Here is a 20004-nt window from a genome sequence, read left to right as displayed (position 1 = left end):
TCATTGCATCTCCGTGCCGGAGAGCGGGCCGGCAATACGAACCCCGGCTTTGTCCAGTACCAGGTCGGCACGGTTCAGGTGTCGCGGCGTCACTGGCAGTAGCAGCCGCCACTGCACATGCGGCAAATCCCGATAGGCCGCCAGTACCCCCACGAAACGGCTTTCCGGTCGAACACTAAGCTTGAGGGCCAGGCGGTCACCCGGACGCAGTTCGATCTCTTCACTGCTCACCCAATCCTTTGGCAGCACCTGTTCAGCATGGTTATACAGGCTGAAGAAGTCGGCATTCTCGAAGGCTACGGCATGACGCAGTTCAATCAGGTGCACCACCACCGGCGAGGGTCGATCGTGAAGGTCGGGGTTTACCTGTTCGGTGGCTGTCAGCACCACATCCAGTTTGGTCAATGTCGACAAAGGTGACAGCGCCGTGCAGCCGGCCAACAGGCTGCACAAGCACAGCATGAATCTGAGGGGTGTGCGATGCATGAATATCATCCTGGATAATCGATGTGCAGGGCTGAGGCCAGATGTACCTGTTCCTCATAAGCCCTGGTGAACTCGCGGCCCAGCAGGGGATCGTTGAACTGATCGTCCTCGGCAAGACGTTGGTAATGGCGCTGGTAAGCCCGCCAGTACCCAGCGTCGCTGAAAAACCTGGAAGGCTTGCGCTGGGACTCCAGGCTCAACAGCAAATGCCCAGGGGCGAAGACGGCATGTGTGTGACGCAATGCACTGCGACACGCCGCCAGCAGAGCCACCTGATGGATTTGCCCGTCTTGATGGGCCTGGGTAATGGCGCGCTCGGCAGAGCATTGATCCAGCGCCTGCGCACCTAACATCGCGGTTAATACAGCCGGGGTATCCACACAGACCGCCAAGGGATTTTGCCTCTGCGCCGACCTGTCGGCAGATGCCGGCATCAGTTCGTTCTTCAGCGCTTCACGGGTGCGCAGATTTTGTTGCAACCCTTCGATCGCCACGCGAAAAAGGTGCGCCACCTTGATAGCTAACGCCGCACGGCCCGGTCCGTCAAGGTGGTCCAGATCCATGCCCAGGGCAGCAGCAAACGGCGTCCAAAACGGCTCCTCAACGGCGGCACCGGGCGCGAAAATTGCGTCCGTGGCGGCCTCCACTGGCGGCTCCGCCCGGCGAGGCATGACCAGAAACGCCCTGTCGGTCGCGTGTCGTTCCTGCCAGGCACCCGGCTCCTCGCTGCTCTCGCTCAAGGCTTGCAGCTCATTCGAGGCAACCTGCCGCTGCTGTTCAAGGTCCAGCGTCTGCAAGGGGTCAAGCCCCAGGAAGGCGTCATCGGGGATCGGTCCTCCCGCGCCGACCAGCGCTGCTTCCGGACCGCGCTGTGCTTCCATCAACCCGGCACGTATCACCAGCGCCCCCAACTGAAAAACGTCACCATGGCTGATGGGGCGCGCCTGTCCTTTGCGCAAGCGCTCGGGGCTGCCCGCCACGCCAATCCCGTTGCGACTGATGTCGGTCAAGAAGTAGCGGCCCTCGCGGTACCCGATCAACCCATGGTGGCTGGAAAGCAATCGACTGGGATCGTGAATCACCCAGTCACAACCGGAACCGCGGCCAATCACGCCGCCGACACGGTCAAAGACTTTACGGGCCAAGGGCACGGGTGCGCCGCCATCGCTCCCACACACTTCAAGTACGAGCTGCATCGTCAGACATTCCCATTCACTGGCCACGAGTGATCGCCTGCGGGTCACCCAGCGGTCGATAATCGGCGTCATCGAAAACGTAGTTGGCGTTACAGCCACCTAGCAAACACAACACAAGCACCACGGCTTGCCATGGACGGTCAGGCATTTGGTTTCTCCCAGAATGAAAAGGCAGGCCGGCTCATTTCGATGAAGGCGGCATGTGTTCCAGCAAGATTCAAGTTCGCACTCAGCACTCTTCCCTCGCGTCCCACTGGGGAATGTTCAAACGAGCGAGTCGATAGAGCAGCGTGCGTCGGGCGACGCCCAATTCCCGTGCGGTGCGGGTCCGATTGCCACGGTTCTTGTGCAGGCAATCGAGCAGGAACACCCGTTCCACCCGCTCCATGCGCTGGCGCAGCGTTACATCATCGCCAGCCGATGCGGCCGGTGTCGGTGGCAGCGACAGGTGCGTCGGCAGGATCACGTCGTCGTCACACAGCAGTACGGCGCGCTCGACCAGGCACTTGAGTTCGCGAACGTTGCCGGGGAAGCGATGATTCAACAGTTGATCCAGGGCAGCATTCGACCATCCCACCGGCGCCCTCCCCAGCGTCGTGCACGCGTTCTGCGCGAAATGCCGCGCCAGCAACGGCACGTCGCCGTCGCGCTCACGCAAGGCAGGCAGTTGGATCGGGAACTGAGCGAGCCGGTAATACAGATCTTCACGAAAACTACCCTCGGCAACCATCGCAGCCAGGTCGCGATGGGTGGCCGCAATGATGCGTACATCAACCTTATGGGCCGCATTGGCGCCTAACGGGCGTACCTCGCCTTCCTGCAATACCCGCAGCAGCTTGGCCTGTAACGCAAGCGGCATATCGCCGATTTCATCGAGCAGCAACGTACCGCCGTCGGCCGCGTCAAACAGCCCGGCATAATTGCGTTCGGCGCCGGTGAACGCACCTTTGCGGTAACCGAATAGCTCACTCTCCAACAGCCCTTCGGGGAACGCTGCGCAGTTCTGCACCACGAAGGCTTTGCCGCCACGCGGCCCGGCTGCATGGATGGCACGGGCGACCACCTCCTTGCCGGTACCGGTCTCGCCACAGAGCAACACGGTGTAAGGGGAATGCAGGACCTTGCCGAGCAACTTGCAGGTCTGCTCCATCGCCGGGCTGGTGCCGATCAAGCCGTACGCTCCGGCCAGGGGCATACTGCGCCTCGGGTCTGGAATGCCGGACACCGGTTGCATCTGCCGCAGCATCCGCAGTTGGTTCAAGGCAAAACTACCCAGTTGCCCCAACGCCACTGCATGGTCTTGCAATTGAATGCAGCGCCGGCTGGCGCATAGCAATACACCCGTGGCGCCACCGCTCCGGTTGAACAGCGGCACACTCAACAGGGCACACCAAGGTGCACCCAAGGCCGGCAAGAAACCGATGTCATACAGACTGTTTTGCACCGTGTCCAAGCCAAGCGCACGCCCCTGGCTCAAGGTGTAATGCAGCAGTTGCTGGTTCCTCAGGTCAGGACACTCGCCTGCGCCAGCTCGCCACGTACTCCCGGGCATATGCTGGGCAATCAGATCGAGCCGATCGCTCACTTCATCGAGCAGGTATAACTGGCTGAGTTCACACCCGCTCAGTCGCGCCGCGCCTGCGACACACACATCGGGCAGTGAGGTTTCATCGCAGTCGAGCCCCAAGCGTGTGAAGCAATCCAGAAAGATATCGGTATCAGCCTGCGGACCGGGCTGTTGTGCAAAGCGATTGTCGGTCATTGGCTGAACTCGCAGGTGGGCCAGCCACTCCCATCGAGGCTCGCATGCACCCGGGACATCGCCTCATCCCTGGCCGTAGCGTCGAGAAGGCCGTCCACCATCTGTGGCAGCAAGTGGCGCTCAATCCATTGATCGATGTATCGCGCACCGCTGTCCCCATCGGCGCAACGCTCGGTCATATGCGCAACCAACTCAGGTGTGTAGGTGAATGCAAGCTTGCGTTGATGTAAGCGTGTGCCCACATTCGCCAGCTTGAGTTTCGCTACATCACCCAACACGTCGCCTGAGAGCGGGTAATACGGCACGACGCGCATCCGTGCCAACAAGGCCGGCTTGAAGTGGTTGCGCAAAATGGGGTAGATCGCGTCTTGCAGCACCTGGGGCTCAGGCCGGCATCCATCGCCACACAGTTCACTGATGCGGTCACTGCCGAGGTTGGAGGTCAGCAGGAGCAACGTATTGCGAAAATCGATCTCCCTCCCCTCGCCATCGTTGACGCGCCCTTTGTCGAAAACCTGGTAAAACAGGCTCAACACCTCCGGGTCGGCTTTCTCTACCTCGTCGAGCAACACCACCGAGTAAGGGCGCTGGCGTACGGCCTCCGTCAGCACCCCACCTTCGCCGTAACCGACATAACCCGCAGGCGCCCCGATCAAGCGCGAGAGCGTGTGCTTCTCCTGGTATTCGGACATATTGATGGTGGTAACAAAACGCTCGCCGCCATACAAAAGATCCGCCAGGGCCAGTGCCGTTTCAGTCTTGCCGACACCGCTCGGCCCCACCAACAAAAATACGCCTGCGGGCGCATCCGCGTTGTTCAGGCCGGCGGCAACAGCACGTAAAGCGCGGTCAAGGGCTTGCACCGCGTGCTCCTGTCCCAGGATGCGCTTACGCAGGGCGCCGGCCAGGCCGAGGATTTTTTCACCCGGTTCAAGGGCCAACTGCTCGACCGGGATGCCGGTCCAGGCGCTGATAACGCGAGCCACCTGATGCGGGCACACCTCAAGGTTCCGAGTGGGTTGCCCGCACGACTGCTCCAACGCCTGATGCTGTCGCTCAAGCGCTTCAAGACGCAGGTTCAAGGCTTGCAGCGCCTGGGTATCCACGGGCAATCCGAGGTCGGTGTCTCGACTTAACGCCCGCTGTTGGCGTCGACCTTCGCTCAGCTCTACACACAGTTTCTGCAACGCCTCAGGTGGCATTGCCTGGCGCGTGCGAACCGCGGCACAGGCGGTGTCCAGCACATCCACAGCCTTGTCCGGCAACTGCCGCCCCACCAGATAGCGAGCGCTCATATGCGCTGCCGCGACGACAGCATCATCGCGAACATAAACGCCGTGGCTTTCCTCATAAACAGGAACCAGGCCACGCAGGATGGACACCGCCGCCTCGACACTGGGTTCATCGACCGACACTGGCTGGAAGCGCCGCGCCAACGCCGGGTCCTTCTCAATGTACTGCTTGTACTCCGACCAGGTGGTGGCGGCGATGGTCCGCAAGGCTCCCCGCGCCAGCGCCGGCTTGAGCAGGTTTGCCGCATCGGCACCGCCCGCCTGTGCCCCGGCACCGGTCAGGGTATGGGCCTCGTCGATAAACAGGATCACCGGCTCCGGCGATGCATTCACTTCATCGATGAGGCCTTTGAGACGCCGTTCGAATTCGCCCTTGAGGCTGGCACCTGCCAGTAACAAGCCCATATCCAGGGTCAGTAAGCGAACCCCTTTCAGAGCCGCAGGCACCTGCGAAGCAACGATCTGCCGAGCAAGCCCTTCGACGATCGCCGTTTTGCCCACTCCGGCCTCTCCAACCAGCATCGGGTTGTTCTTGCGTCGTCGTACCAGGATCTCGATCAACTGGCGGATTTCCCCATCACGGCACAGCACCGGGTCGATCAACCCTTCACGCGCCTGTCGGGTCAGGTCATGGGTAAAACGCTGCAGTAGAGAAGCGCTGGCTAACGGTTCGGTTTCGGCAGGCTGGCTCGTCAGAAAATCACGTACCCGATCTGCATCCACGCGGCTCAGTACCTCGTGATAACCACTGCCCGCGTACTCCAGTGGGTGACGCAGGAGTGCCAGCAACAATGCGCCGTGGTCCACGAAAGACTGCCCCAACTCAACATGAGCAACCATCAATGCCTGCTGCAGCCAACACACCAGTGCCTGCGCGAAGACCGGGTTGCGGGTTGCACTCTGCTCACTGCGGGGCTGCAAGGCTGCATGCAGCTCACCGGCGTTGACATTGGCGTCTGCCAACGCCTTGGCCATTACTCCCTCGGGATGCTCAAGCAAGGCCAGGAGCAAATCTTCCACTAACACTTCACGACCGCCGCGCATCACGCACCGCTCGGCCGCGCGCTCCAGGTCCTGGCGTGCCTGGGCCGTCAAGGTGCGGATCAGTTGTTGCAGGTCCACATTCATCATAACCATCAGTCCCTAATGAAAATTACCGGAGAGGGTGACCACACCATCGGCGCGCTCGGTTCCCAGCCAGCTGGTCCAACCCAGGCGACAGACATTGCTCTCACCGATGTGCAACGCCCGCACTTCCCCTTGCGCCAATACCAGCCGCAGGTCGTATTCCAGTGGGTCACGCGTGGCCAGGCGCACCAGCGAACACAGGGGCTGATACGCAGGCCCTATGGGCAGGAACTCGTGAAAGCGCCGCCAACACAGCGCCAGAATGTGCACCCTGAATTTGCCACTGCGGTCGGCAATCCGGTGCCCCAGCACCAGGTCGAGACCGAGCGAGCTGTTGCCGCGCCCCAGTTCATTGCGCTGTGGGTGGGTAATCTCCACCGTGCGTTCGACCCATTGCTCGATCCCTATGAGGTCGTGCTTGAAGTAGTAACGCAGCACCGACTCAATCAAGGCGGCCGAGTGGGCGCGCAGGCTCAAAAGCCCCAGGTAAGGCAGTAAACGCTTGCAGTCGAGTTGCGAGGCCTCTCGTATCGCAGTGCCCCCCAAGCCAATCAGTGCAAACATCTGCTCGGAAAAAGCATCACGGGCCCCCGTTTGGAAACAGGCCCGGTAGCGGTATTTACGCCAGATCGGCAGCATCAGCCGTTGCAGGCGATGGTGAAACAGGTCGAGAAAGTCGCGGGTAGGATTCCCATTCGGCTGCTCGGCAAAGGCCTGCTCGGCATAAAAGGCCGGTAAAGGAGATCCGGCACCGAACAGCCCCAATACGTTGAGGCGCAGGCGAGCACGCAATTGCCCGTGCTCCCTGAAGAACTCCACCCGGTCAATGTCATGCCCTGCAAATCCCAGCCCTGGATTGGCCTGGAACTCCAGTTGGTCGTACAGCGTGTCGTCATCCAGCAACGGATGAGCACCGCGCAATCGTTCCATCACCTGCAGCACGGCCTGGAATAGCGTGTACTCGCGGATAACCTGGCAGATCAGGGTCAAAGCAGGGGCTGCTGTCCCATCCGGGATGGCCATAGGTACACATCTCCTTGTGTGCTGATGACTCGCAACTCGTGATACGAGTTGAGGCTGGCGTAAAGCGCAAAGAACTCGTTGAGGACCGACGCAAACACAAACATGTCGCCCTGCCCCAGAAAGCCTTGGGGGTCGATGCTCAGGTCCACCCGCAACCCCCGGACGGGCAACCCTCGATGCAATCGATCAACAGCCTCGTGGCTGATGGAACGCAGTGCACCCAAGCGCTTGCGGCTGACTTTCAACGCTTGCCGATCGTGATAACGCGGCAGATCGTAGGTTTCGAGAATCACTTTCAAGGCGTTGATATCGGCCAGCGACAAATAGTTGAGCGACATGTTGCTGATGACTTTCCACAGGAAGTCCTGATCCAGTGGCGGCGCGAAACTTGCGGTGGGCGCCGTGATGTTTCGGAACGTCAAGGACTCCGGGGTCTGCTCACTGGGCTGATTGATCTCGCCTGCTCGCAGCCGCCGTGGCAAGTTGCAGTTGGTGCAGGTCAGTTCGACCGATACGGTTTCATGACCTTGTTCGCGACGACGGCCGAATCCCATCCAGGTGTCGAGCCCGTCATGCTGCACCGACAGGCGTTGACGAATGCTGTAGCTGGGACGCACCTCCAGAGACTCGGAATCGCCGTCATGCTCGAACGATTCGAACGGCACATACGTCTGGTAGCCCAACCCGCCAGGACGCCAGCCGATGACCCGGTCCACCGCAAACACCGCCGCGTGGCCCGGCGTGTAATCCCCGGGCATCAACAGGTACTCATCCTGTTTGCAATCCAGCCGAATGGGCACCGCATCCAGCTTGAACAGATTGATGATGGGGGTGCAGTACAGCTTGACGTTGTCCAGGGTGGGCCGCAGGGGGCTGGATGTCTGGGTGCGCAATTCAAAACGCATGACCATGCCGTGCACCTGTTCCAGCGATGCTCGTGGGAGTGTGTGCAGTACATCCAGCCCCGCAATATCGACAAACAGGTACTTCTCGGGAAATGCGAAGTACTCCTGCAAGTGGCGGTAACCACGGAATGTGTTCTGCGGATAGGGAATCAGCGCCTGCTCCTGGGAAAACCCCACCGGTTGAACCTGGCCGGCACCGAGCCTTACCGTCATGGGCTGGCCATCGGGCCACGTCACCTGCGAGCCAGCCTCGTCCAACAGCAATAGATGGATGCCATCCAGATGGCGCAACAGGTCAAGATAAAGCGCCTGGCTCGCGTAGCGGTCGCCAGCCAGATGCAGGCGTAACGAGTCGAACACCAAGTCACCGAAATGCCCTTCGGCACTCATCACCAGGCGCAGGTCCAACCAGGCGCCCTCGCCTCGGCACAGATACTCCAGGCCACACAGTTGCAGTGGCATGACATCCGTGGCGTAGCACGTTCGAAAGCGGCAGCGCTCGCCCTGGATAGCCAGACTCTCGACTGCCGTATCCCGCGCCACACGAACACTGGGGCCCGCGCGTTTCAAAGGGTCAAATTGCAGGATGCTGAACGACGGCAAGGGCCTCATGTAGTTGGGCCACAGCAGATGCATCAAGGAATGCGCCAGCTCCGGCAGTTCGTCCTCCAGCTTCTGGCGCAGGCGACCGGTCAGGAACGCAAACCCTTCAAGCAATCGCTCGACGTCCGGGTCCTGGCCCGGCTCCGCGAGAAACGGTGCCAAGGCAGGATTACGCTCGGAAAAACGCCGACCCAGCTGGCGAAGTGCACTGAGTTCGCTCTGAAAATAACGGTTAAAAGCCATCGGTGCCGACCTCAACCCGTCCTGCATCATCCAGGCGTGCATGAAACACGACCGCCTGGTTGACACCGTCGATGGCCATTTCGGCCTCAATGGCAAATGCCAAGGCCAGGGGTTCCCGAGCAAGGGGAGACACCCTGACATGTACATTCGCCAACCTCGGTTCATAAGCCCGGATAAAACGCTCGATCAGCAAGCGCGACCGAGACAGCGACTCGTGCAGGCTGAGCCGCATGTCATTGAGGTCGGGCAGACCATAGTCCGGCAATGTCTGAACACTGCCTGCACGCGTACTGAGCATTTTTCCCAGATGTGCGGCGACTGACATCACGCTGCACGTTCGGCTCGAGCCCTCACATTCCAGGCGCTCGAACAGGCTATTGCGATGGGGCATTCCCTGGCCTCCGCTCATTCTTTATCGAGCTTTCCGACCAGGGACAATGTGAAGTCTGCCCCCATGTACTTGAAGTGCGGGCGCACACTCAAATTGACCCGATACCAGCCCGGCTCGCCCTCGACATCGCTGACGACAATGCGCGCTGCACGCAATGGCCTACGCCCACGCACCTCGGCACTGGGGTTTTCCTGGTCGGCCACGTATTGGCGAATCCACTTGTTGAGCTCCAGCTCCAGGTCCGTGCGCTCCTTCCACGAGCCCAATTGCTCGCGTTGCAGCACCTTGAGGTAATGGGCCAGGCGGTTCACGACCATCATGTAAGGCAGCTGGGTGCCAAGCCGGTAGTTCAGCTCGGCGGCCTTGCCCTCTTCACTGATGCCGAAGGTCTTGGCCTTTTGCACTGAGCTGGCGGAAAAGAACGCTGCGTTGTCACTGCCCTTGCGCATGGTCAGGGCAATGAAGCCCTCTTGTGCGAGTTCATATTCACGCCGATCTGAAACCAGGACCTCGGTAGGAATTTTGGTTTCGATCTCACCCATGCTCTGGAAATGATGCAAGGGAAGATCTTCGACCGCCCCGCCACTCTGTGGGCCGATTATGTTCGGGCACCAGCGAAAACGCGCGAAGCTGTCGGTCAACCGTGTGGCAAACGCGTAGGCGGTATTACCCCATAGATAATGCTCGTGGCTGTTGACCACATTTTCCTGGTAGGCAAAGGTTCTCACCGGGCATTCCAGGGGATCGTACGGGGTTCGCAGCAGAAAGCGCGGTACGGTCAAGGCAATGTAACGGGCGTCTTCGCTCTGCCGAAAACTTTGCCACTTGGCAAACTGCGGGCCTTCGAAATGGTCCCTGAGGTCCTTCAGGTCGGGTAATCCGGTGAAGCTTTCCAGCCCGAAGAAGCTCGGGCCGGCAGCGGCGATGAAAGGGGCATGGGCCATGCACGCGACACTGGCGACGTATTGCATGAGCTTCACATCGGGTGCGCTGGGGGATAGGTAATAGTTGGAGATGATCGCGCCTACCGGCTGACCGCCGAACTGGCCGTACTCGGCGCTGTAGATATGCTTGTACAGCCCCGACTGGGTAATTTCCGAGGCGTCTTCAAAATCGTCCAGCAGGTCCGTGCGCGAGACATTCAGCAGTTCGATCTTGATGTTCTCGCGAAAATCGGTGCGTTCGACCAGTAACAGCAACCCTCTCCAGGAAGCCTCCAGCGCCTGGAAATCCGGATGATGCAGAATCTCATCCATTTGTTGACTGAGCTTGATATCGATCTCGGCAATCATCCGGTCGACCAGGTGTTTCTTGACCGGTTCTGCACGGTTGTGCGACTTGACCAGCTCTTCGATAAACGCCGACACGCCGCGCTTGGCGATGCCGTAAGCCTCGTCGTCGGCGCTCAATAATGTCTGGGCAATAATGTTATCGAGGATGCTGCCCTCGGCGGAGCCTTGCAGCGGCTGCGAGTTGCTTGGGGTGGTCGTCATGCTGTCAGTGTCCTTTTACTGAAAGTGTCAGGCGTCTGGATTGTTCAACCCGAGTTCGGCCAGAACCCGAGCGCGGGAACCGTCGTCGGCCAACGCCTGTTCGATGGCTTTGCGAAAACTGGGGGTGTTACCCAGCGGCCCCTTGAGTGCCATCAACGCTTCACGCAGTACCATCAGCTTCTGCAATGCGGGAATTTGCTCGACGAGATTCGCCGGGTTGAAATCCTTCATCGAATTGATCCGCACCTCGACGGCCAGCTCCTCGACGTCAGCCGCCTCCTGCAGGCGATTGGGCACACTCAGCGTCAAGCTGAGCGCCTGTTTCGCCAACACCTCGTCAAGGGTGTTCTTGTCGATGCCGATGGGCTTTCTATCCTCGAGCTTGCGCGGGTCTTCACGCTGGGAGAAATCCCCCAGCACCAGCAACTTCAGCGGTAGCTCGACCTCCTCCTGAACCCCGCCGACCGCAGGTTTGAAGGTGATGTTGATACGTTCCTTGGGGGCTACCGAACCGTCTTTGGCCATGTTGTTTCTCCTTTTTGATCGGGCTTCATTCAAGTACTGCTTCAAGGTCGAAGTGGCACAACCGGCGATGGGTGAGATCCTTGCTTTCGCGCACGGCGTGACTTTGTGGCAAGCGGTCATAGCAGCGATACAGCAGCCGAGCGACTTGCAGAGCCAGTTGCGGCTCCCAGCGTTCGAGCCCGGCGCGTTGCAATTCGAGGTCCAGTTGTTCCAGCTGAACCCTGCCCAGGTCGTGCTTGCCGGCCCGCATGCACAACCGGGCGAGTGCGAGTTGCCAGTGGAAACGGGCCCGTTCGCCGCGTGCCGCCTGCTGCCCTTGCTTGAGCACAGCAACCGCGGCCTTGAGTCCTTCCTTGCGCAGCACCGGCATCACCGCCTGCAAGGCCGCGTCCCAGGACTCGCCTGCCACATCGGGCACAACGCTGGAGGGCTCGGTCCTTTGCAGGTGACGCATGACATGCAGGGTGATCCATTCACAGGTGGCCGGATCCGCGAACGGTGTTCCGTCGTCGAACCTGTAGTCAGGCAAGCCCGGCAGGCGTTGCAGGAGCAAAGCAAAGTGCATTTCCAGCTCGGTCCTGGCGGGCTCTGCCTGCAACGCCTCAAGGCACTCCCAGGCCATACGCAGTCCGTCAAACCAGAACAATGCACCGGCCAGGCTGACTTCAAGCTCCAGCAACAGATCAGCGTAATGACCTTGGCTGAGGCGCTCCTGACAACGCTTGAGTTTGTCGGCAGAGAGCGGGCGCAGAGCCGTAACGCGCTCACCATTGGCGTCGGGATAATTGATGAGCGTCAGCCACGCCAAGGTTCGGCTCAGGCGCAATGCACGCACGTCACTGGCACTCTGGCGCAACCACCAGGCGCACAAAGGACGGGCCTGCTCCTGCAAGGCGCGTAGTAATTTGTGCGCGTCTTTTTCGTTGTTCACCGCCGGCTCCGGCTTGAGCAATTGCGTGGTCGCTTGCTTGACCTGGGCAATCACACTCAAGACACCGCCAGGCTCAGCCGCGCTTCGCGAAGTACGTGCCAAGCGCTCCGACAGCTGCCTGCGGATCGGTAACAACAAGGGTGCGTCCGCTCCAAGATGCTGATCCCATAGCTCATCGAGTCGGATGAGGTGGTCATGCAACGCCTGAAACAACGGCCGCTGATCCAGAAGCGAAAGGTCCTGCGCAAAGAGCTGCTCCAGCCGCAGCACCAACCAGCCCAACGCGGCAACGCGTGTACGCGGCTTGACCGGGTAGACCACAACCCAGTGATGCTCACAGAGATGCCGCAGCAGAGCGAGCCCCGCCAACAGTCCGGCGAATGAATCACGCTGATGAAGGGCCCAGGTCAACCAGACGGCGACTCGCAGGTCCTTGGAATGCTCACGCAAAAAGTGCTCGCTGAGCTCACTGACCTTCTGCCAATCGGGCAGGCTCGCGCCATGAATCGAATGCGCTTTGCCCAGCTCCGCTTCCAGTGCCTCGAACTCGCCTGAAAAGCGCATATCACTTCCAGCAAACGCGTTTGGCGAACACGGTCGCCGCGCCAATTCAAGGTAATAGTCGCAAAGCTTTTCTGAGTAATCCATTTAGAGGCGCACACAACTATCCATCACAGAAAAAAAACAAACTAACCGCTCTTTAGATGCGCATCAGAATGCCATTTAACTTTCACCCAGCGAGTGAATGAAGTGTGCGAACACTAGCCATGCCGGAGCCAATCATCAAGCAACAGAAAATCACTTAAGGATTTTCCTACAAACCAATAAAACCGAGACCTGCGCAACAAATTGCACAGTCAAATGGATTAAAAAAAACCGCGTCACATCCCAGGACTCAACAGTGACAGCCCGAATCGCATGAGCAACTAACTGCACATATATGCGCAAACAACTACCGAAAAAAATGGCAAAACCCTCACCACAACTTTCCAACATTCTCCGCTCAACTCTTCCGCCCCCTTATTTCATTGCACCTTCTAATTTCAGGCACGCTTCTTGTTATAGGAACTACTTGCCCGTCCGGCAACGAAGCCGTTCGGCAATCCCTACTTAATCAGGCAAGGAAACCAGTCATGCCAACACCCGCGTACCTCTCCGTCACCGGCGTCAAACAAGGTTTGATTACGGCGGGTACATTCACCCAGGACTCAGTAGGCAATCTTTTTCAGGAAGGTCATGAAGATCAGATCCTGGTGCAGGCATTTGCTCACCAGGTGATCATTCCCCGCGACCCGCAATCAGGCCAGCCGACGGGGCAACGGGTACATAAGCCCCTCATGATCAGCAAGATTTTCGACAAATCCTCACCGCTGCTATTCAGCGCACTGACCTCAGGCGAAGAAGTGACGTGCCGGCTCGAATGGTTCCGCACTTCGTCAGCCGGAACCCAGGAACACTACTTCACCATGGAGCTCGAGGGCGCGACCATCGTGGACATTCAATCGCGCATGCCCAATTGCCAGGACCCCGACAACGCGCATTTCACCCATCTGGAGGATGTGTATTTCACCTATCGCAAAATCGTCTGGACCCACGAAGTCGCCGGCACGTCCGGCTCTGACGACTGGCGCAGCCCAGTGGCCAGTTAAGTAAGGCTCCCGCAGGACCGGCAGCCAGGGAAGGCGCCGCTCCTGCTGCTGGAGGCGTGGGTACCTACAGCAACAACGGCCGTGACGCACTGTCTGCAGTGTTTTGATGTTGCTTTTGATCTGCTCTAGATCTGCTTTGGATCTTGATCTCAGGCGCCCCGTTAAACCACGCTGGCCGAACGCAGGTTTGAATCCGTGGGTAACCCGGCAGGACGCCGGGTTAGCCGCCCCGCGCCATGGATGGCGCGTGGTGGCGGCCCACGGATTCAAGCCTGTGTTCGGGCACACCGAGCCTGAGCGAGGTGCCGAGTGGTGGGGCAAAGGCCTTTTGCTTACTTTTGGGCCTTTCCAAAAGTGAGCCGCTGTAAGAGCGGAACCCTAAGCCGCCGTTATCGCAGCAATGGATATGTACACAACCCATTCCGACACCCTGGTCGGCCCATAGGCCGCCACGGGAGCAAGCCCCCTCACCACAGGGGCTACACCATCGCCAACGGATGCTTACGCCTGGGCGCACCAAATACACGATCAATCGCATCCAGATCATGCTCATCCAACACCAGTTTCGCAGCCCCGGCATTAAGCCGCACATGCTCGGGCTTGACCGCCTTGGGGATCGCAATCACCCCCTCCTGACGCAAAACCCAAGCAAGGCAAACCTGGGCAGGCGTCACACCATGACGATGAGCAACCTGTTTGAGCGTGGAACTGGACAACAGCTCACCGCCTTGCGCAATCGGGCAATAAGCCATCAACGGCAAATGATGTTGCTGCCACCACGGCAGCAAGTCGAACTCGATACCGCGCTCTTCGATGTTGTAGAGCACCTGGTTGGTCGCACAGGCCGGCGATGCCAGCTCCTGCAGGTCGGCGACATCAAAATTGGAGACACCCCAACGGCCGATCTTGCCGGCCTCACGCAGGCGCTCGAACGCCTCGACGGTTTCTTCAAGGGGGTACTGGCCACGCCAATGCAACAGATACAAGTCAATGTAGTCCGTGCCCAAGCGTTGCAGGCTGGCTTCGCAGGCTCGTGGAACGCCCTGGTGACTGGCATTGTGAGGGTACACCTTGCTGACCAGGAACACCTGGTCACGCCTGCCGCGAATGGCTTCGCCGACCACCCGTTCGGCGCCGCCCTCGCCGTACATCTCGGCGGTATCGATCAGGCGCATGCCCTCGTCGATACCCAACTGCAGCGCGGCCACTTCGGCGCGCTGCTGGTCCGGGTTTTCGCCCATGCGCCAGGTCCCCTGGCCGATGACCGGCACAGGAACGCCAGCCAGATCAATGGTACGCATGACAATCTCCTGATGAGTTCGCAGGTCTAGAGTGTGGCACTGAGCGGACAGAAGGGTTCAATCGAAGTATGGTTACGTTTTGCCCACTCGCCAGGAAGCTCTCCCATGCTGTTTGTAGTGATGCTCGGGGGCAAGCACCCCAGGGCCAGGATCGAAGTGCACGATGTGGTCTTTACCGTGGCGGATACGCTGCAAGCCACTTATCCGCAATTGCGCGACAACTGGTTCGGCAGCCCGTCCGGTATGCACATCGATGCGTGGATGGGGGTCGACGGTGTGGATGGCTGGAAAGTCGAAGTGAGCCACCTGGCGCCAAGCGCCGATGCCCAGCGGTTGTACTTCATCAACCTCGGCGGCTATGAAGCCGGCGCCTTTGGCGAAGCTCATCACTACGTGCTGGTCGTGGCCCGCAACCCGCAGGAAGCCAAGGCCAAAGGCAAACAGAAGATGCTGAGCCACTGGTCTCTGGCCCACACCGACCGTGTGATGGATGTCGACGACTGCCTGCCCATCGACCTGGTGGACGGCCGCTATATTCACCTCGTACAAGGCTCGCATCGCCCCATCATTCAGCAAAATGACTATATCGTCCTGGGCTGAGCACAGGCAGTTCCTGGGCGTTCAAGAATGACCGCTGGTTCATCGGATCGGAACTTTGCCAGGAAATAACCGCCTGAATCCGGTAGGCTCACCCTTTTCATTCAAGGAGTTACTCCCATGGCCAAAGCCACCGCCCGTCATATCCTCGTTTCCACTGAAGACAAGTGCAACGAACTGAAGGCCCAAATCGAAGGCGGCGCTGATTTCGCAGAAATCGCCAAAGCCAACTCCAGCTGCCCTTCCAGCCGTCAAGGCGGTGACCTGGGTTCGTTCGGTCCAGGCCAGATGGTCAAGGAATTCGACACCGTCGTATTCAGCGCCCCGATCAATACCGTGCAAGGCCCGGTGAAGACCCAGTTCGGTTACCACCTGCTGGAAGTCACCAGCCGCCAGGACTGATCCCGTCCGCGCTGATGCGATAAACAACGGCCCGCCTCTTGGTGGGCCGTTGTGCATGTGATGACTGGCGACACGGATGCCGTTAGCGTACAAGTCCCTATTCTTCTTCACCCGGCGTTCAAGGCTGATAATGCGATTGGCTTTTTCCAGACTGCTCAGTACCTCCCTGGCCCTGCTGCTGGCCAGTACCGCCGTGATCGCGGCCCCGCAGACCTACCTGACGGTGTACGGCGAACCGGCCAAGTATCCCGCCGGCTTCAGCCACTTCGACTATGTCAACCCCGACGCCCCCAAGGGCGGCAGCCTGCGGCGCTCGGCCATCGAGATCGGGCGCTTCGACCACGTGCTGCCGTATATCGACAAAGGCATCGGCGTATCCCAGGTCGACGGCTGGCTCTATGCGCCCCTCGCCCAGCGCTCCCTGGATGAACCCTACACCGTGTATGGCCTGGTGGCAGAGAAGATGGAACGCGCCGATGACGGTTTGTCCTTGCGCTTCTTCCTCAACCCCAAGGCACGCTTCGCCGATGGCACGCCGATCACTGCCGAAGACGTGCGCTACAGCTTCGACCTGCTGATGACCCAGGGCAGCCTGCGCTTTCGGACGCTGTTCGCCGACGTCAAGCACGTCGAAGTCGAAGGCGAGCGCCAGGTACGTTTCGACTTTTCCAGCAATGAAAACCGCACCCTGCCCCTGGATGTCGCCACCCTGCCGGTGTTTCCCGAACACTGGTGGAAAACCCGCGACTTCGCCAACGGCGGCGGCTACGAAGCCCCACTGGGCAGTGGCCCGTACACCATCAGCAAGATCGACTCCGGCAGCACCATCACCTTTACCCGTGACCCCAACTGGTGGGGCAAGGACCTCGCGGTCAGCCGTGGGCTGTACAACTTCGACCACCTGAGCCTGGAATATTTCGGCGACACCGAAGTCGCCCGCCAGGTGCTGCGCGGTGGCGCCTATGATTTCAACCGCGAGTTTTCCGCCACCGGCTATTCCATCGGCTACAACGGGCCGGCCTTGGACGATGGCCGCCTGCAACGCGCCCATTTGGCCAAGGAAATGCCGCAACCGGCCCAGGGCTATGTGTTCAACGTGCAAAAACCGATGTTCAAGGACCGCCGCGTGCGCCAGGCCCTGGCGATGCTGTGGGATTTCGAATGGGCCAACCGGCAGATGATGCGCAATATGTATATCCGCCAGCAGAGTTTCTTCTCCAACAGCCCGCTGGCCGCCAGCCAACCGCCCACACAAGAGGAACTGGCGATTCTCGAACCCTTGCGTGGGCAAGTGCCCGACGAGGTGTTCACCCAGGTGTTCAAGGCACCGGTCACCGACGGCAGCGGCATGATCCGCGACAAACAGCTGCAAGCGCTGGCCCTGCTGGAAGAAGCCGGCTGGAAACCCGACGGTGACAAACTGGTCAACGTCGACGGCGAAGCGCTGGAGTTCACCTTTCTCAGCGCCCAGGCCGGGCTGGAACGCCTGCTGCTGCCGTACAAGCGCAACCTGGCGCAGATCGGCATCACCCTGAATATCCGGCGCATCGACGCTTCCCAATACGTGAATCGAATCATGGCCCGAGACTACGACATGATCGTGATCGGCTTCCCGGTCACCACCTCACCCGGCATGGAGCTGTACAACTACTTCGGTTCAGCTGCGGCCTACGATCCAGGCGCCAACAACTACGCGGTGCTCAAGGACCCGGCCGTCGACACGTTGATCAAGGGCCTGGTCAAAGCCGACACCCAAGCCCAGATGCTCACCTACGCCCACGCCCTGGACCGGGTGCTGCAGTGGAACTACCTGTGGATTCCCAACTACTACCCGCCCGGCACCTCGGCGGCCTGGTGGAACCGCTTCGGCCGCCCCGCCATCGAGGCCAAAAACGACGAAGCCCTGGAAACCTGGTGGGAGATCAGTCCGACACCGTTGACCAATGAGCAAATGAACGCCGAATTGAAAAAACGCGGAGCGACCCACTGATGTTTGCCTACATCGTACGGCGCCTGCTGCTGATCATCCCGACGCTGGTGATCATCCTGCTGGTGAATTTCGTGATCGTACAGGCCGCGCCCGGTGGCCCGGTGGAACAGGCCATCGCCCACTTGCAGGGGATCGGCGGCGGTGGCGTCGGCGGCTCGTCCGGCGAAAGCGTCAGCGGCGGCTCGCGCGCCAGCCGGGGCCTGGACCCGAAGTTGATCGCCGACATCGAGAAACAGTACGGCTTCGACAAGCCCGCGCCGGAACGCCTGTGGCTGATGCTCAAGAGCTATGCCCAACTGGACTTCGGCAACAGCTTCTTTCGCGGCAAGACTGTGATCGACCTGATCCTCGAAAAAATGCCGGTGACCATTTCTCTCGGCCTGTGGGCCACGCTGATCACCTACCTGGTGTCGATCCCCCTGGGGATTCGCAAGGCCGTGCGCCATGGCAGCAGTTTCGACGTGTGGAGCAGCACCGCGATTGTCATCGGCTATGCCATGCCGGCGTTCCTGTTCGCCATGTTCCTGATCGTGCTCTTTGCCGGCGGCACTTCGTTGAACTGGTTCCCGGTGCGCGGACTGGTGTCGGAAAACTTCGAAGAGCTGAGCACCGTGGGCAAAATCGCCGACTATTTCTGGCATCTGGTCTTGCCGGTCACCTCATTGGTGATCGGCGGGTTCGCCACGCTGACTATCCTGACCAAGAACTCGTTCCTCAATGAAATCACGCGCCAGTACGTGGTGACCGCCCGCGCCAAGGGCTTGAGCGAGCGACGCGTGCTGTACGGGCATGTGTTCCGCAATGCGATGTTGTTAGTGATCTCGGGCATTCCCCAAGCGTTTATCGCGGTGTTCTTTGCCGGCTCGCTGCTGATCGAGGTGATCTTTTCCCTCGATGGCCTGGGCCGCATGAGCTACGAAGCGGCGGTGTCCCGCGATTACCCGGTGGTGTTCGGCTCGCTGTTTATCTTCACCCTGTTCGGGCTCTTGATAAAACTGATCGGTGACCTCTGCTACACCCTGGTGGACCCGCGTATCGACTTCGCCGCGAGGAACGCCTGATGCTCAATCTTTCCCCCGTGGCCCGTCGGCGTTTCGAGCGTTTCAAGAAGAACCGTCGCGGCTGGTGGTCACTGTGGCTGTTTATCGGGCTGTTTATCCTGACATTGGGCGGCGAGCTGATCGCCAATGACAAACCCCTGGTGCTCAGCTACAAGAACGAGCTGTATTTCCCGGTCTTCAAGCGCTACACCGAACAGCAGTTCGGCGGGCAGTTGCCGTTCCAGGCCGATTACCGCAGCGACTACGTGCAAAAGCTGATCAAGCAGGACGGCGGCTGGATGCTGTTCCCGCCGATTCCGTTCAGCGACGACACGCCCAACTACGAACTGACCCGCCCCGCCCCCAGCCCACCGTCTGCGGTGAACTGGTTGGGCACCGATGACCAGGCACGGGATGTACTGGCGCGGGTGATCTTCGGCGCCCGGGTGTCGATCCTGTTTGCCCTGGCGCTCACCGCCATCAGCGCCGCTATCGGCATCGCTGCCGGCGCATTGCAAGGCTTTTACGGCGGCTGGATCGACCTGCTCGGCCAGCGCATCCTCGAGGTGTGGTCCGGGTTGCCGGTGCTCTACCTGCTGATCATCCTTTCGGGTTTCGTCGAGCCGAATTTCTGGTGGCTGCTGGGGATCATGGCGTTGTTTTCCTGGCTGGCCCTGGTGGACGTGGTGCGTGCCGAGTTCCTGCGCGGACGCAACCTGGAATACGTCAAGGCCGCACGGGCATTGGGCCTGGGCAATGGCAAAATCATTCGCCGGCATATCCTGCCCAACGCCATGACCGCCACCCTGAGCTACCTGCCGTTTATCCTGACCGGGGCGATTTCCACTTTGAGCGCCCTGGATTTCCTCGGCTTCGGCATGCCTGCGGGCAGCGCTTCCCTGGGCGAGCTGATCGCCCAGGGCAAGCAGAACCTGCAAGCGCCCTGGCTGGGCCTGACGGCGTTTTTCAGCCTGGCGCTGATCTTGTCGCTGCTGGTCTTTATCGGTGAGGCATTACGTGATGCCTTCGACCCACGTTCATGAGTGA

At 60.0% G+C, this 20004-nt stretch carries 18 protein-coding genes; 6 read left to right on the top strand and 12 right to left on the bottom strand.

The genetic code is table 11. From position 1 onward, the window contains the following. From tssJ to tssA, 11 genes are all read right to left on the bottom strand, one after another. Positions 1-486 carry a type VI secretion system lipoprotein TssJ gene (gene tssJ / locus DK870_RS23440; RefSeq protein WP_104994002.1) on the bottom strand — a complete coding sequence of 162 codons (486 nt, stop codon included), beginning with the start codon at positions 484-486 and terminating at the stop codon, positions 1-3. Between the two features lie 5 nt (positions 487-491). Beyond that, positions 492-1682: a type VI secretion system-associated FHA domain protein TagH gene (gene tagH / locus DK870_RS23435; protein ID WP_178126903.1), complete on the bottom strand. Its 1191-nt coding sequence runs from the start codon at positions 1680-1682 to the stop codon at positions 492-494. Between the two features lie 16 nt (positions 1683-1698). Continuing rightward, positions 1699-1830: a hypothetical protein gene (locus DK870_RS23430; protein WP_048729418.1), complete on the bottom strand. Its 132-nt coding sequence runs from the start codon at positions 1828-1830 to the stop codon at positions 1699-1701. Positions 1831-1911: 81 nt separating this feature from the next. Continuing rightward, a complete protein-coding gene (locus tag DK870_RS23425; RefSeq protein ID WP_060752588.1) occupies positions 1912-3444 on the bottom strand; it encodes a sigma-54-dependent Fis family transcriptional regulator in 1533 nt (510 codons plus the stop codon). Next, positions 3441-5867, bottom strand: a complete 2427-nt coding sequence (locus DK870_RS23420; RefSeq protein WP_161549805.1) for an AAA family ATPase — start codon at positions 5865-5867, stop codon at positions 3441-3443. The genes DK870_RS23425 and DK870_RS23420 overlap by 4 nt, the downstream gene beginning before the upstream one ends. A 12-nt stretch (positions 5868-5879) precedes the next feature. Next, positions 5880-6887 (bottom strand): type VI secretion system baseplate subunit TssG, encoded by a 1008-nt coding sequence (gene tssG / locus DK870_RS23415; RefSeq protein WP_161549804.1) that lies wholly within the window; start codon positions 6885-6887, stop codon positions 5880-5882. Then, a complete protein-coding gene (gene tssF / locus DK870_RS23410) occupies positions 6851-8638 on the bottom strand; it encodes a type VI secretion system baseplate subunit TssF (protein ID WP_161549803.1) in 1788 nt (595 codons plus the stop codon). Before tssF ends, tssG begins: the two co-directional genes overlap by 37 nt. Then, the gene (gene tssE, locus DK870_RS23405; RefSeq protein ID WP_060752584.1) at positions 8628-9029 is read right to left on the bottom strand and encodes a type VI secretion system baseplate subunit TssE; all 402 of its coding nucleotides are present in this window, start codon (positions 9027-9029) and stop codon (positions 8628-8630) included. The genes tssF and tssE overlap by 11 nt, the downstream gene beginning before the upstream one ends. A 14-nt stretch (positions 9030-9043) precedes the next feature. Then, positions 9044-10522: a type VI secretion system contractile sheath large subunit gene (gene tssC, locus DK870_RS23400; RefSeq protein WP_161549802.1), complete on the bottom strand. Its 1479-nt coding sequence runs from the start codon at positions 10520-10522 to the stop codon at positions 9044-9046. 27 nt (positions 10523-10549) lie between these two features. Further along, complete coding sequence (gene tssB / locus DK870_RS23395) at positions 10550-11047, bottom strand: type VI secretion system contractile sheath small subunit (RefSeq protein ID WP_104994008.1); 498 nt, start codon at positions 11045-11047, stop codon at positions 10550-10552. A 25-nt stretch (positions 11048-11072) separates the two neighbouring features. After that, complete coding sequence (tssA, locus tag DK870_RS23390; RefSeq protein WP_161549801.1) at positions 11073-12626, bottom strand: type VI secretion system protein TssA; 1554 nt, start codon at positions 12624-12626, stop codon at positions 11073-11075. A 485-nt stretch (positions 12627-13111) separates the two neighbouring features. On the opposite strand from tssA, the gene DK870_RS23385 reads away from it, so the two are divergent. Next, a complete protein-coding gene (locus DK870_RS23385) occupies positions 13112-13627 on the top strand; it encodes an Hcp family type VI secretion system effector (protein ID WP_060752580.1) in 516 nt (171 codons plus the stop codon). A gap of 479 nt (positions 13628-14106) precedes the next feature. On the opposite strand, the gene DK870_RS23380 is transcribed toward DK870_RS23385, so the two are convergent. Further along, positions 14107-14928, bottom strand: coding sequence for an aldo/keto reductase (locus DK870_RS23380; RefSeq protein WP_060752579.1), 822 nt, complete (start codon positions 14926-14928; stop codon positions 14107-14109). Between the two features lie 105 nt (positions 14929-15033). On the opposite strand from DK870_RS23380, the gene DK870_RS23375 reads away from it, so the two are divergent. The 5 genes from DK870_RS23375 to DK870_RS23355 all read left to right on the top strand — a co-directional run bounded on the left by DK870_RS23375 (position 15034) and on the right by DK870_RS23355 (position 20000). After that, positions 15034-15528 carry a DUF1543 domain-containing protein gene (locus DK870_RS23375; protein WP_090370584.1) on the top strand — a complete coding sequence of 165 codons (495 nt, stop codon included), beginning with the start codon at positions 15034-15036 and terminating at the stop codon, positions 15526-15528. A 117-nt stretch (positions 15529-15645) separates the two neighbouring features. Continuing rightward, the gene (locus DK870_RS23370; RefSeq protein WP_090370581.1) at positions 15646-15927 is read left to right on the top strand and encodes a peptidylprolyl isomerase; all 282 of its coding nucleotides are present in this window, start codon (positions 15646-15648) and stop codon (positions 15925-15927) included. Positions 15928-16057: 130 nt separating this feature from the next. Next, a complete protein-coding gene (locus DK870_RS23365) occupies positions 16058-17917 on the top strand; it encodes an extracellular solute-binding protein (RefSeq protein ID WP_161549800.1) in 1860 nt (619 codons plus the stop codon). Beyond that, positions 17917-18978, top strand: coding sequence for a microcin C ABC transporter permease YejB (locus DK870_RS23360; RefSeq protein ID WP_060752575.1), 1062 nt, complete (start codon positions 17917-17919; stop codon positions 18976-18978). The genes DK870_RS23365 and DK870_RS23360 overlap by 1 nt, the downstream gene beginning before the upstream one ends. Beyond that, positions 18978-20000 (top strand): ABC transporter permease, encoded by a 1023-nt coding sequence (locus DK870_RS23355; protein WP_161549799.1) that lies wholly within the window; start codon positions 18978-18980, stop codon positions 19998-20000. Before DK870_RS23360 ends, DK870_RS23355 begins: the two co-directional genes overlap by 1 nt. Positions 20001-20004: the final 4 nt, after the last annotated feature.

Source organism: Pseudomonas sp. Q1 (genome assembly GCF_009935975.1).
Classification (GTDB): Bacteria; Pseudomonadota; Gammaproteobacteria; order Pseudomonadales; family Pseudomonadaceae; genus Aquipseudomonas; species Aquipseudomonas palleroniana.
The sequence above is the reverse complement of the archived record's forward strand: the minus strand, read 5'-3'. Positions and strand labels throughout refer to the sequence as shown.